The following is a 21,010-nucleotide window of genomic DNA, read 5'->3' as shown; positions in this document are numbered from 1 at the left end:
ATTATAGTCCCATTAAACGATAAGCCTGGTCTCGGAGGTCTTTATCTGTTTCAAATACACCTCGCGCTACTGTCGTCAAAGTCGCAGTACCTGGTTTTCTGACACCACGCATGCTCATACACATATGCTCGGCCTCAATGACAACAAAGGCTCCTTTAGCCCCCAGATAGTCCATCAAGGCATCGGCCACTTCAATATTTAACCGTTCTTGAATCTGTGGTTTTTTAGAATAAATTTCAACCGTACGGGCTAGCTTAGACAAGCCTGCCACCCGACCATCTGGAATATAGGCAATGTGCGCTCTCCCATAAAAAGGCAAGAAGTGGTGTTCACACATAGTGTGGAAAAAAATATCCTTTTCCACTACCATATTATCATCAATAATCTCAAAGGATTTTGACAGGTGTTCCTCAGCAGTTTGGCCAAGGCCTGAAAAAATCTCTTGGTACATACGGGCTACACGAGCAGGTGTTTCCTGCAAGCCCTCGCGGTTAGCGTCCTCACCAACAGCCTCGATAATCATTTTTACAGCCGTTTCAATCTTTTGTGTATCCATTCTCGTTCTTCCTCTCCATCAGATAGGCTCTCACTTGGCTCAAGAAATACAAGGAACCCGTGACAATCCTAACTGTTTGTTTCTCTTCATTTTTATCTGTCAATTTCTGCTCTAGAAAATCCTGCCAACTTTGGTAATTGAGATTTCTAGACTTGGCTGTCTCTTTCAGCACGCTTTTATCAGTCGCCCGACTATCGTCAAAATGGGTTAAAGTCAATTGACTATCTGGCACCGTTTCTAGCAAATCCAACATATCTTCCAAGGCCTTGGTTCTGATACAGGTAAAGAGGATTTCCTTATGATAATCCGCAAAGCGTTCTTGCAAGGTTGCTAGTAAAGCCCTGATAGCATGGGGATTATGGGCCCCATCCAAAATCATCATAGGTTCGCTAGACACGACCTCCAAACGCCCTGGCCATCTGGTTTCCTCCAAGGCTTGAGCAAGCAAGTCATTGCTAGCTAATTCTCGCCCAATCTCTTGGCAATAAATGTCTAGAAGAGCAAGTGCCATCCCTGCATTTTCTATCTGGTGCAAGCCTAGCAGGCCTGTTTGAAAGCGACCTTGTCTGACAGAACTAGTATAATCAAAGATTTCACCCGTCACCACACTCTTTTGATGACTGACCTGGTAATCTTTCCCATAGGCAAGTCTCGATGCATTTTTATCTTCTGCAATGGAGTCAATCACAGCCAAGGCTTCAGGAACAATATGACCTGTCACTAATGGAATGCCTTGTTTGATAATACCAGCCTTCTGCTCTGCTATGGATTCCAAGGTGTCACCAAGTAGGGCCACATGATCCAGTCCAATAGTCGTAATTCCTGTTAAAATTGGCTGACAGACATTAGTACTATCCAGAAGGCCACCCATACCGACTTCCATGATGGCCACATCTACTAGCTCTGAGGCAAAGTAATCATAGGCTATAGCTGTAATTATCTCAAACTCGGTTGTTCCCTGCAAATTATCAGCAGATTCCCCCTCAAGCAAAGACTGATAGTCTGCCATGAGGGCTTCTAGCCTAGTTTCTGGGATGGATTCCCCATTAATGCTAATCTGATCCGTATAATGAATAAGATAGGGCGAGCTGAACACCCCAACTCTCAGCCCTAGGTTTTCCAGCATCTTTTTCAAAAAAGCAATGGTAGACCCCTTGCCGTTGGTCCCTCCGATATGGATGACCTTGAGTTTGAGCTGGGGATTGCCTCGCAGAGCTAGGAGTTCTACCATGCGTTCCAAGCCAAAATGTGGTTGGTCCGTCCGGTAGTGGGCAATCCACTGATTGTTTTCAATTTCGTTCATCTTACTTATATTGTTTTAAATCTAGATTTTCTGCATCATCTGCCAAACGAATGGCTGACGCAATTTCAACTGCCATCCTGTGACTGGCAACATCGTGCACGCGCACCACTTCCACACCCTGTCTCGCAGCGATACTGGTTACATGAGCCGAAGCGGTGTCCCGATTTCGGAAACCGACTTCCGTCTCAGGATTGACTTCAAAGCCATTCTCCTCAAGGATATTGATAACAAACCGCTTGCGCGAAACACCAAGAAAGATTGGATAGCCCTGCTGATGCAATTTATCAAGGTCCCGTAGAAGAAGTAGATTTTCCTTCTTGGTGAGACCAAAACCAATTCCCGGATCCAGCAAAATGTTTTCTCTTGCTATCCCAGCTTGATTGGCTCTCGCTAGTGCTCGTTCAAAGAAAGCCTCCATCAAGTCTTCAATTGGCATTTTTTCAAAGTCAGCTAACTCTTCCTCTGTAAAAGCTTGCCCAAAACCAAAATGAGGAAATATGAGCGAACTAGGGTGCTGAGGTCGAGCCATGACTGGATTAAACATGATGACTACTTTCGCACCAGCCTTAGCAACCACATCCGCCATTTTCTCATCTCCCATGAGACCCGTAATGTCATTTACCAGATTGGCACCAGCAGCCAAAGCAGCCTCTGCCACCTGACTTTTCCAAGTATCGATGGAAATGAGAACATCACTTTCCTCACAGATAGCTTTAATCACTGGAACAACACGCTGGATTTCCTCTTCTATCTCAACATAGCTACTGCCCGGCCGAGTCGATTCTCCACCGATATCTAGCATGCTCGCTCCTTCTGCTAACAATTTACGAGCCTGCTGGAGCGCCTGGTCAAGAGCAAGAAACTGCCCACCATCCGAAAAGGAGTCTGGGGTTACGTTGATAATTCCGCAAATAGCTGTTTTTTCGTGGTTGACTTTATTGGACATATCGGTCACTCCCTCAAGGTTTTTCACCATATTATCTTTCTATTTTACCATAAAAAGAAAAAGATGAACACGCTAGTGTTCATCTTTTTCAAGCGGGCTAATGGTTTAGAATGATAGACCTAGATTTCTACTAATCAACACCAATAAGGCCAACAAACAAAATGCAATACCATTGAGAATCATATGAAGCAAAATGGACATCTCCAAACGCTCAGTCTTATAGGCTGTCCAAGTCAAAACCGTTGACATTCCTCCATAAATAATCACTGAAGGTAGATTGGTTGGCATATGGAGCAAGGCAAAGACGATTGCACCAACAATAAAACCTAGTTTTTCTTTTCCACGGAAAATCTTTTTAGGAATAATTCCACGACACAAAATTTCTTCACAAATCGGCGCAATCAAGACTAGTAGGAAGAAAGTTGAAATCAAGGAACTATTCTGAACCAAACCATTCAGTATTGATTGGTTACTGGTTGTTGCCTCATTTGTTAGTCGAAGCAGGAGTGAACCCAAGAGATTTGTCGCAAAAATCACCAGATAACTCAGTACCAAGCGAGCCAGGTCTTTTGCCTTAAAAAAGGATAGATTAAAAGTAGCAAGTTGTGTTTTTCGTGCACCAATAATGAATACAATCAAAACGACTATGGATAGGGCACCTACTAAGAGCCCTGACTGTAAAATCGGAAACTGTTTGTTTGCTAAAAACAAAGCCAGTCCTATGGGAAATTGAGATAAAACAAAAGCTACCAAAAGGATGAGCACCCATTTCCCTCTGTTTAAAACCTCTTGCCAAATCGTCTTATCTTTCATGATGTACCTCCTTATAATTAAAAAGGGGAGACTCCCCTTTTCCTATTATACCATTTATAGCGCCATACTGATATAGTTAAGGATAAACAAGGCATCCAAAATCCAAATCATTACGTGCACATCCTTGGCTTGACCTTTGACAACTTTTGTCAAGGTGTATGTCAAGAAACCAACAGCAATCCCTTGTGTGATAGAGTAGCTGAATCCCATAAAGATAGATGTGAAAAAGGCAGGAACCGCTTCAGCCATATCATCCCAAGGGATATTTTTCAAGTTAGAAAGCATCATGATACCGACGATGATCAAAATTGGTGCTGTTGCAGCTGTCGGAACAATCGCTAGAAGTGGGCTAAAGAAGCTAGATAGAGCAAAACAGATCGCAACCACTAGGGCTGTTAAACCAGTACGTCCACCAGCACCGATACCCGCCGCAGACTCAACATAGGTCGTAACGTTTGAAGTACCTGCAATGGCACCTACTGAAGTTGCCACCAAGTCAGAGTAAAGAGCCTTGTCCAATTTAACTGACTCATGGTTTTCCCCACTTGTCGCAACGATACCAACTTTTTCACCAGTACCGATAAGAGTACCGATTGTATCAAAAATATCCGTTAGTGAGAAGGCAAGAATAGCCATCAAGGTTTCTGGTAAACGTGAAGTGTTTGAAATCAAAGATCCTAAACCTTCTGAACCAAGAGCAGCACCAAACAAAGTTCCTAAATCATTAACCGCTGATGAAAGATTATTGCTAGCAAAGTCAATCCCTGACAAATTCACAACACCAACAGCAATGGCAAGGACAGTCGTTGTTAAGATAGAAAGAATAATTCCACCTTTGATGCCTTTAACAACAAAGAAGATGGTAATAGCCAAACCTGCAAGAGCCACCAATACGGCTGGAGTATTGAAGTCTACCAAGCCTGGAACAGCTGCTGAGTTTGCAGTAAGTGCAGCTTGAGCCTTGTCTGCTCCTTCACCTGCTACCGTATAAGTACCTGGATCGATTGAGAATTTCAAGAGACCAGCATTCTTAATTCCAACATAGGCAAGGAAAACACCAATACCAGCCGAAATAGCTGAGCGAAGTGTTGTTGGAATAGATTCGATGATCATTTTACGAACATTTGTCAAGGTAATAATCAGTGAAATAATTCCACAAATGAAGACCATACCAAGAGCTTCTTTCCAAGTATAGCCCATCCCAAATACAACTGTAAATGTGAAGAAGGCATTTAGTCCCATACCTGGTGCTTGTGCGTATGGCAAATTAGCATAGAAAGCCATCATCAAAGTACCGACTACAGAACCGATAATCGTTGCCAAGAACACACCTTGAACAGGCATACCCGTTTGGGAAAGCATTTGAGGGTTTACAAAGAGAATATAACTCATTGCAAAGAATGTTGTTAAACCAGCAAGCACCTCTGTACGGACATCTGTCCCGTGCTCTTTTAGTTTAAATAGTTTGTCCATCTTTAATCTCCTTTTGTTTTTTACGAACAATATTAGTATTATATCATTTATCATTCACCTTTTCAATATGTTTGTTTGATTTATTTAATAAATCAAAGCAACTGTAGTTTTTGTTCTTGTCTGCTTTTCTTCCTTCTTTTTGATATAATAGTAGACATCTTATCTGGAAACGACTAGGAAGGTTTATATGACTAAAAAAATTATCGCAGTCGATTTGGACGGAACCCTGCTAAATAATGAAAGCAAGCTCTCCGATTTCACCAAAGAGACGATCAAAAAAATTTCAGAAAAAGGACACCATGTCATCATCACGACAGGCCGTCCGTATCGTATGGCAAAAGACTTCTATCGTGAGCTAGAATTGCATACTCCCATGATTAACTTTAATGGTTCCCTTACCCATCTACCAGGACAGGCTTGGGCGCATGAAAAGTGCTTGACCTTGGACAAAAAATACCTCCTAGACATGGTCAAGCGCACGGAGGACATCCAGGCCGACTTTATTGCAGGAGAATATCGAAAAAAATTCTATATCACGACTCCGAATGAAGAAATTGCAGATCCTAAACTATTTGGCGTAGAGAACTTCCGGCCAGAAAATCAATTCAAACCTGAACGAGTAACCAAAGATCCCAACTGCATCCTCTTGCAAACAAGGGCTGAAGACAAATACGCTTTAGCGGACGAAATGAATCGTTTTTATCAGCACCAACTAGCTATCAATACATGGGGCGGTCCCCTCAACATCCTCGAGTGTACTCCCAAGGGTGTAAACAAGGCCTTTGCTCTAGAGTACTTGCTCAATGTGATGAATCGTGATAAAAAAGACTTAATCGCCTTTGGTGATGAGCATAATGACACTGAAATGTTGGCATTTGCAAGCAAGGGATATGCTATGAAAAACGCCAATCCTGCTCTTCTTCCATATGCAGACGAACAACTTCCTCTGACCAACGAAGAAGATGGAGTTGCCCACGCTTTACAAAATTTATTCCTATAAAAGGGAAGATTGCATGGTCGCAATCTTTCCTTTTTGTTTTCATTTTGTTTTCACAAAAGCGACTTATTTTCTGTATTTTTATATTAAATTTTCCATTACCATTTTCATTTATATCCCAAAAACATTGATATATTAATATTTTTAAAAAGTCATTCTATGAAAACTTTTACATTTTTTAGAAAAAGTAGTTGATTTTTATATGAAAACGGTTTATACTTAAAGTTAGGCTTAAAGTTTTCTTAAACATATAGTCAAACATTTTATAAGGAGGAATGACAATAATGAGTATCGGAATCATTATTGCGAGCCACGGCGAATTTGCTGCGGGTATTCATCAGTCAGGATCTATGATCTTTGGTGAACAAGAAAAGGTTCAAGTTGTAACCTTTATGCCAAATGAAGGTCCAGATGACCTTTACGCTAAATTCAACAACGCTGTGGCTGCATTTGACGCAGAAGATGAGGTTCTAGTATTGGCTGACCTTTGGAGTGGATCTCCATTCAACCAAGCTAGCCGCGTAATGGGAGAAAATCCAGAACGTAAGTTTGCCATCATCACAGGACTGAACTTGCCGATGTTGATCCAAGCCTACACAGAGCGCCTTATGGACGCGAATGCAGGTGTGGATAAAGTCGCTGCGAATATCATTAAAGAAGCCAAAGATGGCATCAAGGCTCTTCCAGAAGAGCTTAACCCAGTTGAGGAAGTTGCAACTGCTGCAGCTGCTCCTGCCGCACAAGCTGCTATTCCAGAAGGAACTGTTATCGGTGACGGTAAACTGAAAATCAACCTTGCTCGTCTAGACACTCGTCTCCTTCACGGTCAGGTTGCGACTGCTTGGACTCCAGATTCAAAAGCAAACCGTATCATCGTTGCTTCAGATAACGTTGCTAACGACGACTTGCGTAAAGAATTGATCAAACAAGCAGCTCCAAACGGAGTAAAAGCCAACGTTGTTCCAATTCAAAAATTGATCGACGTTGCAAAAGACCCACGTTTCGGCGAAACTCATGCCCTTATCTTGTTTGAAACTCCACAAGATGCACTTCGTGCTATCGAAGGTGGCGTGCCAATCAAGACCCTTAACGTTGGTTCTATGGCTCACTCAACAGGTAAAACAATGATCAACAACGTTTTGTCTATGGACAAAGAAGACGTTGCAACCTTTGAAAAAATGCGTGACCTCGGTGTTGAATTTGATGTACGTAAAGTACCAAACGACACGAAAAAAGATTTGTTTGACTTGATTAAGAAAGCAAACGTTCAATAATTTTAATCTGTTTCGATCATTTTTGAAAACAGGATTAAATACTTTATTAAAACTAAATAGAAAAGGAATAAAACCATGTCAGATATTTCAATCATTTCTGCTATCTTGGTTGTAGTTGTTGCCTTCCTTGCAGGTCTTGAAGGTATCCTCGACCAATTCCAATTCCATCAACCAATCGTTGCATGTACCCTTATCGGACTTGCAACTGGTAACCTCGAAGCAGGTGTTATGCTTGGTGGATCTCTTCAAATGATCGCCCTTGGTTGGGCAAACATCGGAGCTGCCGTAGCTCCTGACGCTGCTCTTGCGTCTGTTGCGGCAGCAATCATCTTGATCAAAGGTGGTAACTTTACTACTGAAGGTATCGCCGTTGCAACAGCAACAGCTATCCCTCTTGCCGTAGCTGGACTTTTCTTGACTATGATTGTTCGTACAATCTCAGTTGCCTTGGTTCACACTGCTGACGCTGCTGCTAAAGAAGGAAATATTGCGGCTGTTGAACGTGCTCACTTTGTTGCACTTCTTCTTCAAGGTCTTCGTATTGCAATCCCTGCTGCCTTCCTTATCGCTATCCCAGCTTCTGCCGTTCAAGATGCTCTTAAATTGATGCCAGACTGGTTGAACGGTGGTATGGCTGTCGGTGGTGCTATGGTCGTTGCCGTTGGTTACGCTATGGTTATCAACATGATGGCAACTCGTGAAGTATGGCCATTCTTCGCTATCGGTTTTGCTCTTGCAGCAATCTCTCAATTGACTTTGATTGCCCTTGGTGTCATCGGTGTTGCCCTTGCCTTCATCTACCTTAACCTTACAAAACAAGGTGGAAACGGTGGCGGCGGAGCTGCGACTTCTAACGACCCAATCGGTGATATCCTAGAAGACTACTAGAAAGGGGATCAATCATGGCTGAAAAAATTCAATTATCAAAATCAGATCGTCAAAAAGTTTGGTGGCGTTCACAATTCCTTCAAGGTTCTTGGAACTATGAACGTATGCAAAACTTGGGTTGGGCTTACTCTTTAATCCCAGCTATCAAAAAATTGTACACTAAAAAAGAAGACCAAGCGGCTGCTCTTGAGCGTCACCTTGAGTTCTTCAACACTCACCCATACGTAGCTGCTCCAATCATGGGGGTTACTCTTGCACTTGAAGAAGAGCGCGCTAACGGTGTTGAAATCGACGACGCGGCTATCCAAGGGGTTAAGATCGGTATGATGGGACCTCTTGCTGGTATCGGTGACCCAGTATTCTGGTTTACAGTTCGTCCTATCCTTGGAGCCCTTGGTGCATCACTTGCTGCATCTGGTAACATTGTTGGTCCCCTTCTCTTCTTCTTTGGATGGAATGCTATCCGTATGGCCTTCCTATGGTATACACAAGAGTTCGGTTACAAAGCTGGATCTGAGATCACTAAAGACATGTCTGGTGGTATCTTGAAAGACATCACTAAAGGTGCTTCTATCCTTGGTATGTTCATCCTTGCCGTTCTTGTACAACGTTGGGTATCCATCAACTTCACTATCAACCTTCCAGGCAAACAATTGTCAGAAGGTGCCTACATCAACTTCCCAGAAGGTCCTGTTACAGGAGCTGAGTTGAAGGGCATTCTTGGTCAAGCGCTTAGTGGTATGAGCCTAGATAGAGTTCAACCACAAACGCTTCAAGGTCAGTTGGACTCATTGATTCCAGGATTGATGGGACTTCTCCTTACTTTCCTTTGCATGTGGTTGCTTAAGAAAAAAGTATCTCCAATCACAATCATCCTTGCCCTCTTTGCAGTTGGTATCGCAGCTCGTTTCTTCGGTATCATGTAATCTCGGTGAGAATATATAAACAAAAAAGAATCAGGATTAAACCTGATTCTTTTTATGTATCAACTTTTTCTCCTAGTAAGATAATGAAAGCACCCAATCACCACTGCTAGTATGGCAACATAGAGTAGCTGTTTGGCTTCTAAAGGCACAAAAGCTCCCTGTAGGATAAAAGTATTGGCAAGTACACCAACAAGGGCTGCAAGGCTCAAAAACGTGAGCAAAAGCATCTTGTATTGATTAAAAGGCAAGCTGACCTTGGCAACTAGACACAGACCATTGATCAGGGCAAGGAGGAAGCAAATAAATTTGACCTGACCTGGGACAGTGATAAAGAAATTGGTCAAAAGAACACTAGCAACCAGAACGCCACCACCAATCGCCGCGTTGGTTAGGATATCTCTCATAAAGTGAGTGCTAACCTTTTCTTTATTGGACTCAAAAGTCAGGAAGAAGGATGGAATCCCAATCGTAATGGCTGAAATGATTGTAAACTGAATGGGGATAAAGGCAAATTCCAAACCAAATACCACACTCAAAATGGCAAAAACGATGGAGAAGAAGGTCTTTGTTAGAAAAAGAGAGGCTACCTTTTGGATGTTGTTAATGACCCGGCGTCCTTCCATCAAGATATCATAAAATACTGCAAAGTCATCTGTGAGAAAAACAATATTGGATACACTTTTGGCTGCACTCGTAGCCCCCTTCATGGCAAAACTAATATCTGCTTTCTTGAGAGCCAGAACATCATTGACTCCATCACCACTCATGGCAACTGTTTTACCAGCATTTTGCAAAATAGATACCATCTTTTGCTTCTGTTCAGGTGTCACACGTCCAAATATTTCGTGTTCCAAGACCACTCTTTCAAAGTCATCATCGCTCACCTTGGTCATATCAATAGCCCGCGCTTCTTCCTTAAAACCTGCCTTACGAGCCACCCCATATACAGCCACATGATTATCACCACTGATAATCTTCACTTCAACACCTTGAGATTCGAAATAGTCAAAGGTTTCCTTGGTATTGTCCTTAATCTCATCTGACAAAACGACGTGGCCTAGTAGTTCCATATTAGCTGGACTAGTAATCTGGTCCTTGCTATGAGCGAGTGTTAAGATTCGAAAACCTTGCTGCTTCAGATGCTCATAGTAGGCATCCATCGGCTGGGTAAAGCCTAGAAATTCATAGGCTCCGAAGAAATAGGTCCCACTGTCTTTTACTTGGACAAAGGAATACTTGTTTTTACTTGAAAAGGCACCAACTTCTTGAACTTCCCACTTTTTCTCACAGGTTAAGTAAGTCTTCAGAGCTCGGGAAGTTGCATTTTCATCCTCGAAATAAGCCAGATAAGAAGATAGTTTCTCTGCCACATTAGCATTCATTTCTTGGACCTTCATATTACCAGTCGTGATGGTACCTGTCTTATCAAAACAAAGAACATCTACTCGCGCCAAAGTTTCCACACAGTATAGTTCCTGCACTAGAACCTTCTTTTTAGCCAGCTTCATGGCTGCTACTGCTAGGGACACACTAACTAGGAGAATCAAGCCCTCTGGAATCATGCCGACCAAGGCACCTGAACTTCCCAAGACGATTTCAACATAAGTCCGTCCTAGACTAAAACCTCTGACATAGAGCAGAATGGCAACTGGCACCAGCAAGATAGAAACGATTTTTAAAATCTTATCCATATAATCGCGCAGTTGAGAAGGGTATTTTTTGAATTCCTTGCTGGATTTTGCGAGCTTGTTGATATAACTATCGGGACCCACAGCTGTCGCCGTGACCAGACAAGTACCGCTGACGACATTGCTTCCACTCATCAGCTTGTCACCAACTGTTTTAAAGACCGAATCACTTTCACCCGTCAGCAAGGACTCATCAACTTCAATATTCCCTTCAAGGACTTCTGCATCGACAGGCACCTGATCTCCCAGATTGAGATGCAGGTACTCGCCTAGAACGATGTCCTCTGGATCAATCTCAATCGTTTGGCCATCTCGGTTGACTCTGTACTTACTTTTACCAAGCAAACTTAGCTTTTCTAGAGCATTTTTTGAACGCACTTCTTGGAAAATCCCAATGGCTGTATTGATAGCAATCACACCTAAAAAGAGCATATTTTCAAATCGCAAGGTTGTGGCTACCAGAACTGCCAGAGCCAAGTTCATGGCATTAAAGAAGGTAAAGATATTTGAAACGACGATTTCCTTGGTTGTTTTATAGGGTTTAATATCGCTGATGTTTCGTTGACGATTCTTGATGTCTTGACTGCTTAAATACTTCATTTCTACTCCGATATCCTTTTGTACTACTATAGTAACACATATCTTTTTCTCTGTCACTTAAAGACTCAAAATAGGAAGAACTCCCTTGGCAAGCATCATCTATCGCCACTTCAAGAAGGACTTAAAAAAGAAGCTAGGATTTCCCTAACCTCTTTTCTTTATACTTTATTCTGCCAAGGCACCCATTGGATCCCATGGTGCAAGTACGATTGGTTCTGCTTCATAAGCAGCTCGTTCTTCTGCTGTTAGTAATTCTTTACGGACAACGATTTGGTAAGTGTATTCATCCATCCAAGCATCTGAGGCAACGAAGTAACCATCTGTACCGACCTTGTCTCCCCATGAGTTTTCAACCTTCCACTTGGTTGACTTGCCATTTTCATCCAAATCCACACCTGTCAAGACCATGGCGTGGGTCATCAAGCTTTCGCTGTAGTCCAAACGTCCAGCCTTGTCTTGAGTGAGTTGAATATCCATGCTTGATTCAAAGTCATAAACATCTGTCGCAAGGATTCCAGCTTTGCGGTTGCTAAGTTGGCCGACATCTGAACCAAACCAAACAGTTTCTCCTGTTTGCATTTGGGCAATCGCCAATTCTTTCAAGCGTTCCATTGGAACGTTGATGTAGCGAACTGCACGGCTACCAACCACATTTCCTAACATCTCAACTGTGTAAGATTTGCCGTAAGGCTTGTCAGCAGTTGGAGCATTGATAACAGAAACGTAGTCTTCTAGAGGAAGATTGACATATTTCCTGTAAAACTCTTGTGGTGTGATACCCTTTTCGCTTTGGTAGTTATCATCCTTATCGCGATAAGCAAAGTCAAATTTACGTGGTGGAAGACCTAGTGACATAGCAAGGAAGTTAAAGATTTCTTGCAAGAGGTCTTCTTTCTTAGCTTGAACAGTCGCTTGGTCTGCACCAGAAGCGAGCAAGTCACGCAAGATTTGAGCATCTTGGCGAAGCAATTTGTTAAGGATGGCATTGAGCTCACGGCTGCTGCTAGATGAGATAGACTCAGGGTAAACAGACTTGGGCACGACACCGTATTTCTCAAAGAGGGACACTACCATATCCCACTGACCACCGTCTTGTTGAGGTGTTTGGAGTAGAAAGCTAACCTTGCGGCTCGTCAATTCTTGGTCTGCAGTCGCAATGACTTGCTCCAAGAACCAGTTGGATTTCTCGTACTTGTCCCAGAAGAATGTGTGGGCTTGTGACAACTCAAAGTTTTCCAGTTTGTATTGAGAGATGAGTTTGTGGCGGAAGGTGTTGAGAGCTGCAAACATCCAGCAACGACCAGAGGCTTTCTGGTTAGTAACCTTGTCCTTGGTCAAATCCAATGAGAAAACAGGTGTATTGTTTACATGGCTTTGGCGACGTTCTAGGGCTGCAAAAATTCCGTTATGGCTGACAGCATTTTCAATCGCTTGGTATTTGACATTTGCTTCATAGTTGGCAAATAGTCTATCTGTAAATGATTCTTGAATCGCGTTCATAGATTCCTCCTTTTATTCTACTGTCTATTATAACTCTTTTCACAAAGGAAGCAACTGAAAAACGAAAAAAGCAAGGACATTCTCCCTCACCTTTTTCTAATATAAAGCAAATTAAGCAATACTTGCAAAGAGCACTTCTAACTCCTCCTTGGTCAAGCGACGCCATTCTCCTCGTTCTAAGTTCTCATCCAAGGCTAACGTTCCCATCGTCAAACGTTGCAGATCCACCACTTCCTTACCACAGTATGCTACCATTCGTTTGACTTGATGAAACTTCCCTTCAGCAATGGTCACACGAACCAGACTTTGATTTTTTTCTGGATCTACTGGTACAATCTCCAGCTTAGCTGGCTGGCAGGTAAAGTCCTTGAGCGGAATTCCCTTAGCAAATGTCTCTACGTCTGCTTGAGTCATAATTCCCTTAACCTGAGCTAGATAAGTCTTATCCACATGACGTTTAGGTGAAAGCAAAGCATGGGCCAGCTGACCATCATTGGTCAGAAGCAGGAGTCCATTCGTATCGATATCCAAGCGTCCTACTGGGAAAACTTCCTTGCTCCGAGCAATATCATCCAGCAAGTCTAGAACCGTTCTATGCTTGGAATCTTCAGTCGCTGAAATAACTCCTTGGGGCTTGTTCATCATGTAGTAGACAAACTCTTCATACTCCAGCACTTGGCCATCAAAGCGAATCTCATCTCTTTCTTCATCAATCTGCAGTTTTGCTAACTTTTCTTTTTTACCATTTACCGTCACGCGCCCAGCCTTGAGCAAGTTTTTGACCTCAGTTCGACTCCCTACAGCGCAGGCAACTAAAAATTTATCTAATCTCATAGAACTATTATATCATACTCAAAAGGAGGCTAGTACAATGACCAACCTCCTTTTCTTTTCATACTCTTCAAAAATCTCTTCAAACCGCGTCAACGTCCATCTGCAACCTCAAAACAGTGTTTTGAGCTGACTTCGTCAGTTCTATCTACAACCGCAAAGCAGTGCTTTGAGCGGCCTGCGGCTAGTTTCCTAGTTTGCTCTTTGATTTTCATTGAGTATCAGATTTAAGAAATTAACTTCCTCGTCTCCAGAAAATAGCTAAGACAACCATAGCACCTAAAACAGCTGGAACAATAGCTATCCCCGCTAGGTTTGGACCCCAAGTTCCAAAGAGCAGGTGCCCCAAAGAAGCACCAATCCAGCCGAGAAACATTTTCCCAAAGCATCCCATGCTCTCTCCACGATTGGTCAAAGCACCTGCCAAGAGTCCCACTAGGAGACCAACAAACATACTTCCAAGCATAGTTTCTCCTTAAATAGCCCAGTCTCCATTACGGAAGAGTGGTACGCGTGTTCCATCCTCACGGATACCATCGATATCCATTTGATTCGAACCAATCATAAAATCCACGTGAACATCTGAACGGTTAAGTCCAGCAGCTTCAAGCTCTTCTTCGCTCATCTCTGCACCACCAACAACACTAGTCGCATAGGCTGCACCGATAGCCAAGTGGTTTGAAGCATTCTCATCAAAAAGGGTGTTAAAGAAGGTAATGCCTGACTGAGAAATTGGGCTCGGATCTGGTACCAAGGCACATTCACCTAAGGCACGCGCACCCGCATTTTCAAAGACAAGGTCCTTCATGACCTGATCACCCTTTTCAGCAGTAATGTCTACGATTTGACCATCCTTGAAAGTTACTTTAATGCCTTCGATGATATTTCCGTTGTAGCTAAGTGGTTTTGTAGAGGTTACATAGCCCTCTGCACGACGGAAGTCAGGAGCCGTAAAGACTTCTTCTGTCGGCATATTTGGCAAGAATCCTTCTCCCTGTGCATTGATAGCACCAGCTGATTCCCAAACGTGATTCTTAGGCAAGCCAAGTGTCAAATCTGTCCCTGGCGCTGTGTAGTGAAGGGCTGAAAATTGCTCTTTATTAAGCATTTCTGCCTTACTCTTAAGAATGGCTGCATGTTCTTCCCAAGCCTTAACTGGATCTTCTTCATAGACACGACAAGTTTTGAAGATTTGGTCCCAAAGGAGATCGACTGCTTCTTCATCGCTCGCAGCATTTGGAAAGACTTTCTTAGCCCACTCAAGCCCTGCTGCAGCTGCTACAGTCCAGCTAACCTTGTTGGATTGAGTTGCGATGCGCATCGGCTTCATAGCGAGTCCCATCGCTTTTGCAGAAGCTGAAAGCTTGTCAGCGTCCACACCGTTCAAGGCACCTGGATCAGAAGAGCGGACACCGAGACGACTAGCCTTGTTTTCCAAGAGATAGTCCATCTCAGCAATCTTGTATTCTGGCACATTGTCCAAACGCTCCATTGGTGCATGGAGGAATTTCTCACGGTTGATGATATCATCGGTCCACTGAACGATAACCTCATGCGCACCCAAGGCATAGGCTTCTTTCACGATTAGATGCGCCAATTCACGTTGCTCCACATCGATAGAAAGAGCCAAAGTGTGACCAGGTTGCACGTTAATTCCATTCGCAACCAACAATTTCGCATATTTTTCTAGATTTTCTTTAAAATTTGGTAAAACCATTCTATTCTTCCTTTTCTTTTGTTATTTCTCTTTAAACAAGGACAGCAGGCTAACTGCTGCCACAGTACCACAAATCAAAGCGGTCATTTTCAAAATCGTATCAGGGTCAAGATCCAGCTGGTAATCAAACACCTTTTGCGCTGGCTTATCCTGAGCGGAAATGGTAAGTTTCATAAAAACCTCTTTCTATATTTTAGAAAAACTCATCAAACAAACTCAGCTGGTTATCCTCTGGCATATTGCCGAGAATACCCATTTCATCCATCTTTTCAACCAAGGTTGAGGAAAGACCACCACGTTTGCGGAGTTCTGTTTTAGAGAGGAATTCGCCCTCTTCACGCGCTCGTACCAGTTGCTTGGCAACGTTCTCTCCAAGACCATCCATAGCGACAAATGGTGGGATGAGGGTGTCTCCATCGATAATGAATTCGGTCGCATCACTACGGTAGAGGTCTAACTTGCCAAACTTAAAGCCACGTTCCCACATTTCATTGACAATCTCAAGAGTGGTATAGAGGTCAATCTCCACATTAGAGGCTTCGTTGTTCTTCCGTTTTTCAGCGATTTCTACCATTCTACGCTTGATAGCATCTAAACCTGCCCCCATGGTCTTGATATCAAAAGCCTTGGCGCGGATAGAGAAGTAAGCGCAGTAGTAATAAATGGGATGGTGAACCTTGAAGTAGGCTACGCGAAGGGCCATCATAACGTAGGCTGCAGCATGGGCTTTAGGGAACATATACTTAATTTTCCCACAGGATTCGATATACCACTCTGGCACCTTATTGGCCTTCATGGCTTCGATATAGCCATTTCGTTCTTCTTCGGAAATCTTCAACCACAAGCCCTTACGTACCCGCTCCATGATGGTAAAGGCCATCTTTGGTTCTAGACCCGCATGCATGAGGTAAACCATGATGTCGTCCCGACAACCGATAACAGTTGATAGATCCGCAATCCCTTGCTTGATCAGATCCTGGGCGTTCCCCAACCACACATCGGTACCGTGGGACAGACCTGAGAGCTGAAGCAATTCCGCAAAAGTCGTCGGATGCGTTTCGTCTACCATCCCACGTACAAAGTTTGTTCCAAACTCTGGGATTCCCAGCATGCCCGTCGGCGTTCCGATTTGCTCCGGCGTCACCCCAAGTACATCCGTCCCAGAAAAGAGGGCCATGACACCTTCATCATCCATAGGAATTTCATTAGGGTCAATCCCAGACAAGTCCTGCAATTTTCGAATCATGGTCGGATCATCATGCCCCAGTACATCGAGTTTGAGGACATTCTCATCGATATCATGGAAGTTAAAGTGAGTCGTCTGCCATTCAGCCGTCACGTCATCCGCTGGATACTGAACAGGCGTAAAGTCGTAGACATCCATGTAGTTCGGAATAACAACGATTCCTCCTGGGTGTTGTCCTGTAGTTCGCTTGACACCGGCAGCACCTTGGGCAAGACGTTCCACCTCAGCATCACGATAAAACTTCCCGTAGTCTCTCTCGTAGCCCTTTACAAATCCATAGGCAGTCTTAGCAGCCACCGTACCAACCGTTCCCGCACGGAAGGCATATTCCTCACCAAAGATATCACGTACATCCAAGTGGGCGCTAGGCTGATCTTCTCCCGAGAAGTTCAAGTCAATATCGGGAACCTTGTCTCCATCAAAACCAAGGAAGGTCTCGAAAGGAATATCCTGTCCATTTTTGTTAAGTTTATGACCACAGTTTGGACAATCCTTATTGGGCATATCAAACCCTGAACCGTAAGAACCATCCGTGATAAACTCACTATACTGACACTGACTACAAACATAATGAGGAGAGAGAGGATTAACCTCCGTAATCCCAATCATAGTCGCAACAAAACTGGACCCAACAGACCCACGAGAACCAACCAAGTATCCCCGTTCATTGGAACGTTGCACCAGCATCTGCGATGCTAGATAAATCACGGCAAATCCATTCCCCAGAATAGAAGTCAATTCTTTTTCAATCCGCAAATCAACGATATCTGGCAGCGGATTGCCATAAATCTCAAAAGCTTTCTTATAGGTCAGCTCAGCGACCGTTTCTTCCGCCTTGTCGATGAAAGGTGTATACAAATCACCCTTAACAACCTCAACAGGCTCAAAAATTTCTGCCAAGGCATTGGTATTTTCAATAACCAATTTGCGTGCTAGATCTTCGCCCAAGAAGGCAAATTCATCCAACATCTCATTAGTCGTTCGAAAATGAGCTTTCGGAAGAGGAGCTGGTTGGGCATGTTCACCATGACCGATGGTTCGGTTAATCATAGCTCCTTGCCCCAAACTACGTACGATAATTTCACGGTAAATCTCTTCTTCCGGTTCGATATAGTGGACATTTCCCGTAGCTAGAACAGGCTTGCCAAGACGGTCTCCCACTTCTATCAAACTTTTGATAATGGTCTGGAGTTCCTCCATATCCTTGACCTGCTCTTTAGCAATCAAGGGAGCATAGATAGCCGGTGGCATGACCTCGATAAAGTCATAATACTTGGCCACCTCAACCGCCGCATCCACACCTTGGGAAACAACTGCGTCAAAAACTTCACCCTCAGAGCAAGCCGACCCCAAAATCAAGCCCTCCCGATGGGCATCTAGAACTGTTCTCGGAATCCGTGGCACCCCTTCAAAGTACTTGGTATTGGATAAAGAAACCAGCTTAAAAATATTTTTTAAACCAACTTGATTCTTGACATAGATAGTCGCATGCTTGATCCGAGCTTTTTTATAAGAGTCTGGACTAATCAAATCAATGTTGAGTCTAGCTAAATCAGTCACACCATGTTTCTCTGCCACCTCTTTGATAAAGATGAAGAGCAGACGACCAGTAGCTTCCGCATCGTAGTTGGCCATGTGGTGGTGTTCAAGTGCCACACCAAAACGCTTGGTCAAAGGTCCCAAACCATGACGTTTATACTCAGGATAGAGGTTTCTAGCAAACTCCAGCGTATCGATAACTGCCTGGCTAATCTTAGGCAGACCATGACGCTCATAGTTGGCATTCATAAAGCCAACGTCAAAGGTAGCATTGTGAGCAACTAAAACTGTATCCTTGCAAAACTCTTGGAATTCTTGTAAAACTTGTTCCAGTGGTTTGGCATTTTTAACATGATCATCTGTAATACCTGTTAACTCAGTAGTAAAGGCTGATAATGGATGCCCTGGATTGATAAATTCATCAAATTCGGCAATAACATTCCCCTTGTACATCTTAGAGGCCGCAACCTGAATCAAATCATTATAGATGGCTGAAAGCCCCGTCGTTTCCACGTCAAAAACCACATAGGTAGCTTCTGACAAGTCCATCTCCACTTCGTTGTAAACGATAGGGACACGGTCCTCCACAATATTGGCTTCCATTCCATAGATCAGCTGGATTCCAGCTTTCTTGGCCGCCTTATAGCCGTGTGGGAAAGATTGAACATTTCCATGGTCCGTAATGGCAACCGCCTTGTGTCCCCACTTAGCAGCTGTCGCAACGATTTCTTCAACCTCTGGTAAAGCATCCATGGTAGACATATTGGTATGAGCATGAAACTCAACCCGACGCTCACCTTCTGGCATCAAATCCTTCCGCTCATAGTGAACAACTTCCTGCACATCCTGGACGTTCATGGTCAAATCACGTGTGAAGTTATTCATCTCCACATTCCCACGAACTCGGAGCCAAGAATTCTTCTTAATGATGTCAAACTTCTGAGCTTCTTCTTCATTCTTAACCCATTTTTGCATTGAAAAACTTGAAGTGTAGTCTGTCATTTTAAAGTTGATCAAAACGCGACCAGTTCTGGTCACCTTATGCTCCACATCAAAAACGACCCCTTCAAAGACCAGGCGATTTTCCTCAGTCGTCACGTCGATCATCTGGGTAACTTCAGCCTTATCTAGTTTAGACTTGGCCGCAGCCTTTTTAGCCTGAAAATCAAAGGCTGGCTTCTCTTCTACTGGAGGAGGAGCCATTTGTTCCAGTTGCTCCATAGCTCGTAAAGCTTCTTCGTTGGCAGCCTGGACGATTTGTTCATTCTCCACATGAAAGGCTTCTTCCTGTTCTTGTGTAAGTGCATCGTTCTTTTCTATCTGGCAAACAAAGACCGGGAAACCAAATTTTTCAAGTTGCTTTGCCAAATTAGGAAGATGATTCTTCTTAAAGTGCTCCTTATCAATCGCCTCTGAACCTTCAATAATGAGTTGATTTCCCTCCGCCCGAACGTTTAAATTCTGGTAAAGAGATTTAAACCCCTGACTTGCACATGGACCTTCAGAAAAAGCCTCTCTATAGTAGGCCTGTAAGAGTTCATTTGAAAATTCTTGGGAGAGAACCTTGATTTCGAAAACAGCTCGATTGCCTGTTTTAGAAAATTCTTCACTAAGCCCTTTCTTTAACTCTAAAAAAATTTCAATCGGTAAAATATTAGAAAATACAAAATGAAATTCCCAAATCTTACTAATTTTATGAACCACAACACGCTCAATTTTTGCATCTACAAGAGTAGGATTCTGTCTCAATTGATCAGAGATTCCCAGTTGATTCATTAAAATTTCAAACTTACTTGACATTCATTTTCCTCACATTATTCTCTTACTATTTTACCATAATTAAAGAAAATATATGACTAGTACCATTCCTTAAGCACTTCTAGTTTACACAAATTTGTTCCGTAAACAAAAAAGAAGACTCTCAGAATCTCCTTAATAAATAAAAAAAGATACCTTTAAGTATCCTCGCCATCAATCGGGAAGACAGGATTCGAACCTGCGACACCTTGGTCCCAAACCAAGTACTCTACCAAGCTGAGCTACTTCCCGCGTTAAATAAAAAAATGCACCCTAGAGGAGTCGAACCTCTAACCGCCTGATTCGTAGTCAGGTACTCTATCCAGTTGAGCTAAGGGTGCTCATCATTATATGCCGAGGACCGGAATCGAACCGGTACGATCGTTACCAATCGCAGGATTTTAAGTCCTGTGCGTCTGCCAGTTCCGCCACCCCGGCCTCTCTAAGCGAACGACGGGATTCGAACCCGCGACCCCCACCTTGGCAAGGTGGTGTTCTACCACTGAACTACGTTCGCATCGACCTCTTATTCTATATAAAAAAATGCCGGCTACATGACTTGAACACGCGACCCTCTGATTACAAATCAGATGCTCTACCAACTGAGCTAAGCCGGCTGATTTCTATTATGCGGGTTAAGGGACTTGAACCCCCACGCCGTTAAGCGCCAGATCCTAAATCTGGTGCGTCTGCCAATTCCGCCAAACCCGCAAATATGACCCGTACTGGGCTCGAACCAGTGACCCATTGATTAAAAGTCAATTGCTCTACCAACTGAGCTAACGAGTCTAAAATAACTTCCGTTATCTTAAACGGTCCCGACGGGAATCGAACCCGCGATCTTCGCCGTGACAGGGCGACGTGATAACCGCTACACTACGGGACCTATGGGAGTTAACGGGATCGAACCGCTGAC

Annotated in this window: 16 protein-coding genes and 8 tRNA genes; 4 read left to right on the top strand and 20 right to left on the bottom strand. The window is 43.4% G+C overall.

What is annotated here, in order from left to right:
• Window position 1 precedes the first annotated feature (1 nt).
• The 5 genes from folE to MK395_RS00100 form a co-directional block, all read right to left on the bottom strand.
• A complete protein-coding gene (gene folE / locus MK395_RS00120; protein WP_000380930.1) occupies window positions 2-556 on the bottom strand; it encodes a GTP cyclohydrolase I FolE in 555 nt (184 codons plus the stop codon).
• Window positions 537-1,859, bottom strand: a complete 1,323-nt coding sequence (locus MK395_RS00115) for a bifunctional folylpolyglutamate synthase/dihydrofolate synthase (RefSeq protein ID WP_001002331.1) — start codon at window positions 1,857-1,859, stop codon at window positions 537-539. The genes folE and MK395_RS00115 overlap by 20 nt, the downstream gene beginning before the upstream one ends.
• A gap of 1 nt (window position 1,860) precedes the next feature.
• Window positions 1,861-2,835 carry a dihydropteroate synthase gene (gene folP, locus MK395_RS00110; protein ID WP_268711036.1) on the bottom strand — a complete coding sequence of 325 codons (975 nt, stop codon included), beginning with the start codon at window positions 2,833-2,835 and terminating at the stop codon, window positions 1,861-1,863.
• A 75-nt stretch (window positions 2,836-2,910) separates the two neighbouring features.
• A complete protein-coding gene (locus tag MK395_RS00105) occupies window positions 2,911-3,618 on the bottom strand; it encodes a CPBP family intramembrane glutamic endopeptidase (protein WP_268711035.1) in 708 nt (235 codons plus the stop codon).
• 54 nt (window positions 3,619-3,672) lie between these two features.
• Window positions 3,673-5,091 carry an NCS2 family permease gene (locus MK395_RS00100; RefSeq protein WP_042903133.1) on the bottom strand — a complete coding sequence of 473 codons (1,419 nt, stop codon included), beginning with the start codon at window positions 5,089-5,091 and terminating at the stop codon, window positions 3,673-3,675.
• A gap of 187 nt (window positions 5,092-5,278) precedes the next feature.
• On the opposite strand from MK395_RS00100, the gene MK395_RS00095 reads away from it, so the two are divergent.
• From MK395_RS00095 to MK395_RS00080, 4 genes are all read left to right on the top strand, one after another.
• On the top strand, window positions 5,279-6,091 hold the full coding sequence (locus MK395_RS00095) for a Cof-type HAD-IIB family hydrolase (protein ID WP_268711034.1): 813 nt from the start codon (window positions 5,279-5,281) through the stop codon (window positions 6,089-6,091).
• A 281-nt stretch (window positions 6,092-6,372) separates the two neighbouring features.
• On the top strand, window positions 6,373-7,362 hold the full coding sequence (locus tag MK395_RS00090; protein WP_268711078.1) for a PTS sugar transporter subunit IIB: 990 nt from the start codon (window positions 6,373-6,375) through the stop codon (window positions 7,360-7,362).
• 75 nt (window positions 7,363-7,437) lie between these two features.
• Window positions 7,438-8,250, top strand: a complete 813-nt coding sequence (locus MK395_RS00085) for a PTS mannose/fructose/sorbose transporter subunit IIC (RefSeq protein WP_001280321.1) — start codon at window positions 7,438-7,440, stop codon at window positions 8,248-8,250.
• A 14-nt stretch (window positions 8,251-8,264) separates the two neighbouring features.
• Window positions 8,265-9,176 (top strand): PTS system mannose/fructose/sorbose family transporter subunit IID, encoded by a 912-nt coding sequence (locus MK395_RS00080; RefSeq protein WP_000818313.1) that lies wholly within the window; start codon window positions 8,265-8,267, stop codon window positions 9,174-9,176.
• A 59-nt stretch (window positions 9,177-9,235) separates the two neighbouring features.
• Here the strand turns inward: MK395_RS00080 and MK395_RS00075 are convergent, their stop codons facing one another.
• The 15 genes from MK395_RS00075 to MK395_RS00005 all read right to left on the bottom strand — a co-directional run bounded on the left by MK395_RS00075 (window position 9,236) and on the right by MK395_RS00005 (window position 20,980).
• Complete coding sequence (locus tag MK395_RS00075; protein WP_268711033.1) at window positions 9,236-11,464, bottom strand: HAD-IC family P-type ATPase; 2,229 nt, start codon at window positions 11,462-11,464, stop codon at window positions 9,236-9,238.
• Window positions 11,465-11,629: 165 nt separating this feature from the next.
• Window positions 11,630-12,964, bottom strand: a complete 1,335-nt coding sequence (pepC, locus tag MK395_RS00070) for an aminopeptidase C (protein WP_084877530.1) — start codon at window positions 12,962-12,964, stop codon at window positions 11,630-11,632.
• 111 nt (window positions 12,965-13,075) lie between these two features.
• Window positions 13,076-13,798 carry a pseudouridine synthase gene (locus tag MK395_RS00065; protein WP_268711032.1) on the bottom strand — a complete coding sequence of 241 codons (723 nt, stop codon included), beginning with the start codon at window positions 13,796-13,798 and terminating at the stop codon, window positions 13,076-13,078.
• 232 nt (window positions 13,799-14,030) lie between these two features.
• The gene (locus tag MK395_RS00060; protein WP_000901578.1) at window positions 14,031-14,261 is read right to left on the bottom strand and encodes a GlsB/YeaQ/YmgE family stress response membrane protein; all 231 of its coding nucleotides are present in this window, start codon (window positions 14,259-14,261) and stop codon (window positions 14,031-14,033) included.
• Window positions 14,262-14,270: 9 nt separating this feature from the next.
• Complete coding sequence (locus MK395_RS00055) at window positions 14,271-15,512, bottom strand: aminopeptidase (protein WP_254734171.1); 1,242 nt, start codon at window positions 15,510-15,512, stop codon at window positions 14,271-14,273.
• A gap of 21 nt (window positions 15,513-15,533) precedes the next feature.
• Window positions 15,534-15,686: a hypothetical protein gene (locus MK395_RS00050; protein ID WP_000778898.1), complete on the bottom strand. Its 153-nt coding sequence runs from the start codon at window positions 15,684-15,686 to the stop codon at window positions 15,534-15,536.
• 19 nt (window positions 15,687-15,705) lie between these two features.
• Window positions 15,706-20,097: a PolC-type DNA polymerase III gene (locus tag MK395_RS00045; protein ID WP_268711031.1), complete on the bottom strand. Its 4,392-nt coding sequence runs from the start codon at window positions 20,095-20,097 to the stop codon at window positions 15,706-15,708.
• 175 nt (window positions 20,098-20,272) lie between these two features.
• A tRNA-Pro gene (locus tag MK395_RS00040) sits at window positions 20,273-20,346 on the bottom strand.
• Window positions 20,347-20,361: 15 nt separating this feature from the next.
• Window positions 20,362-20,435: transfer RNA gene (locus MK395_RS00035), tRNA-Arg, on the bottom strand.
• 11 nt (window positions 20,436-20,446) lie between these two features.
• Window positions 20,447-20,532 (bottom strand) — tRNA-Leu (locus MK395_RS00030).
• A 7-nt stretch (window positions 20,533-20,539) separates the two neighbouring features.
• A tRNA-Gly gene (locus MK395_RS00025) sits at window positions 20,540-20,611 on the bottom strand.
• 27 nt (window positions 20,612-20,638) lie between these two features.
• Window positions 20,639-20,711 (bottom strand) — tRNA-Thr (locus tag MK395_RS00020).
• Window positions 20,712-20,723: 12 nt separating this feature from the next.
• A tRNA-Leu gene (locus MK395_RS00015) sits at window positions 20,724-20,805 on the bottom strand.
• 5 nt (window positions 20,806-20,810) lie between these two features.
• Window positions 20,811-20,883, bottom strand: a tRNA-Lys gene (locus MK395_RS00010).
• Window positions 20,884-20,907: 24 nt separating this feature from the next.
• Window positions 20,908-20,980: transfer RNA gene (locus tag MK395_RS00005), tRNA-Asp, on the bottom strand.
• Between the last annotated feature and the right edge of the window lie 30 nt (window positions 20,981-21,010).

This window comes from Streptococcus oralis, assembly GCF_026782085.1.
Lineage (GTDB): Bacteria > Bacillota > Bacilli > Lactobacillales > Streptococcaceae > Streptococcus > Streptococcus oralis_DA.
This window is presented reverse-complemented; position numbering and strand designations above follow the sequence as displayed.

Bases quoted from the DNA above. Each gene is read 5' to 3' on its own strand.
- folE (WP_000380930.1), bottom strand. From the start codon at position 556: ATGGATACACAAAAGATTGAAACGGCTGTAAAAATGATTATCGAGGCT.
- MK395_RS00115 (WP_001002331.1), bottom strand. From the start codon at position 1,859: ATGAACGAAATTGAAAACAATCAGTGGATTGCCCACTACCGGACGGAC.
- folP (WP_268711036.1), bottom strand. From the start codon at position 2,835: ATGGTGAAAAACCTTGAGGGAGTGACCGATATGTCCAATAAAGTCAAC.
- MK395_RS00105 (WP_268711035.1), bottom strand. From the start codon at position 3,618: ATGAAAGATAAGACGATTTGGCAAGAGGTTTTAAACAGAGGGAAATGG.
- MK395_RS00100 (WP_042903133.1), bottom strand. From the start codon at position 5,091: ATGGACAAACTATTTAAACTAAAAGAGCACGGGACAGATGTCCGTACA.
- MK395_RS00095 (WP_268711034.1), top strand. From the start codon at position 5,279: ATGACTAAAAAAATTATCGCAGTCGATTTGGACGGAACCCTGCTAAAT.
- MK395_RS00090 (WP_268711078.1), top strand. From the start codon at position 6,373: ATGAGTATCGGAATCATTATTGCGAGCCACGGCGAATTTGCTGCGGGT.
- MK395_RS00085 (WP_001280321.1), top strand. From the start codon at position 7,438: ATGTCAGATATTTCAATCATTTCTGCTATCTTGGTTGTAGTTGTTGCC.
- MK395_RS00080 (WP_000818313.1), top strand. From the start codon at position 8,265: ATGGCTGAAAAAATTCAATTATCAAAATCAGATCGTCAAAAAGTTTGG.
- MK395_RS00075 (WP_268711033.1), bottom strand. From the start codon at position 11,464: ATGAAGTATTTAAGCAGTCAAGACATCAAGAATCGTCAACGAAACATC.
- pepC (WP_084877530.1), bottom strand. From the start codon at position 12,964: ATGAACGCGATTCAAGAATCATTTACAGATAGACTATTTGCCAACTAT.
- MK395_RS00065 (WP_268711032.1), bottom strand. From the start codon at position 13,798: ATGAGATTAGATAAATTTTTAGTTGCCTGCGCTGTAGGGAGTCGAACT.
- MK395_RS00060 (WP_000901578.1), bottom strand. From the start codon at position 14,261: ATGCTTGGAAGTATGTTTGTTGGTCTCCTAGTGGGACTCTTGGCAGGT.
- MK395_RS00055 (WP_254734171.1), bottom strand. From the start codon at position 15,512: ATGGTTTTACCAAATTTTAAAGAAAATCTAGAAAAATATGCGAAATTG.
- MK395_RS00050 (WP_000778898.1), bottom strand. From the start codon at position 15,686: ATGAAACTTACCATTTCCGCTCAGGATAAGCCAGCGCAAAAGGTGTTT.
- MK395_RS00045 (WP_268711031.1), bottom strand. From the start codon at position 20,097: ATGTCAAGTAAGTTTGAAATTTTAATGAATCAACTGGGAATCTCTGAT.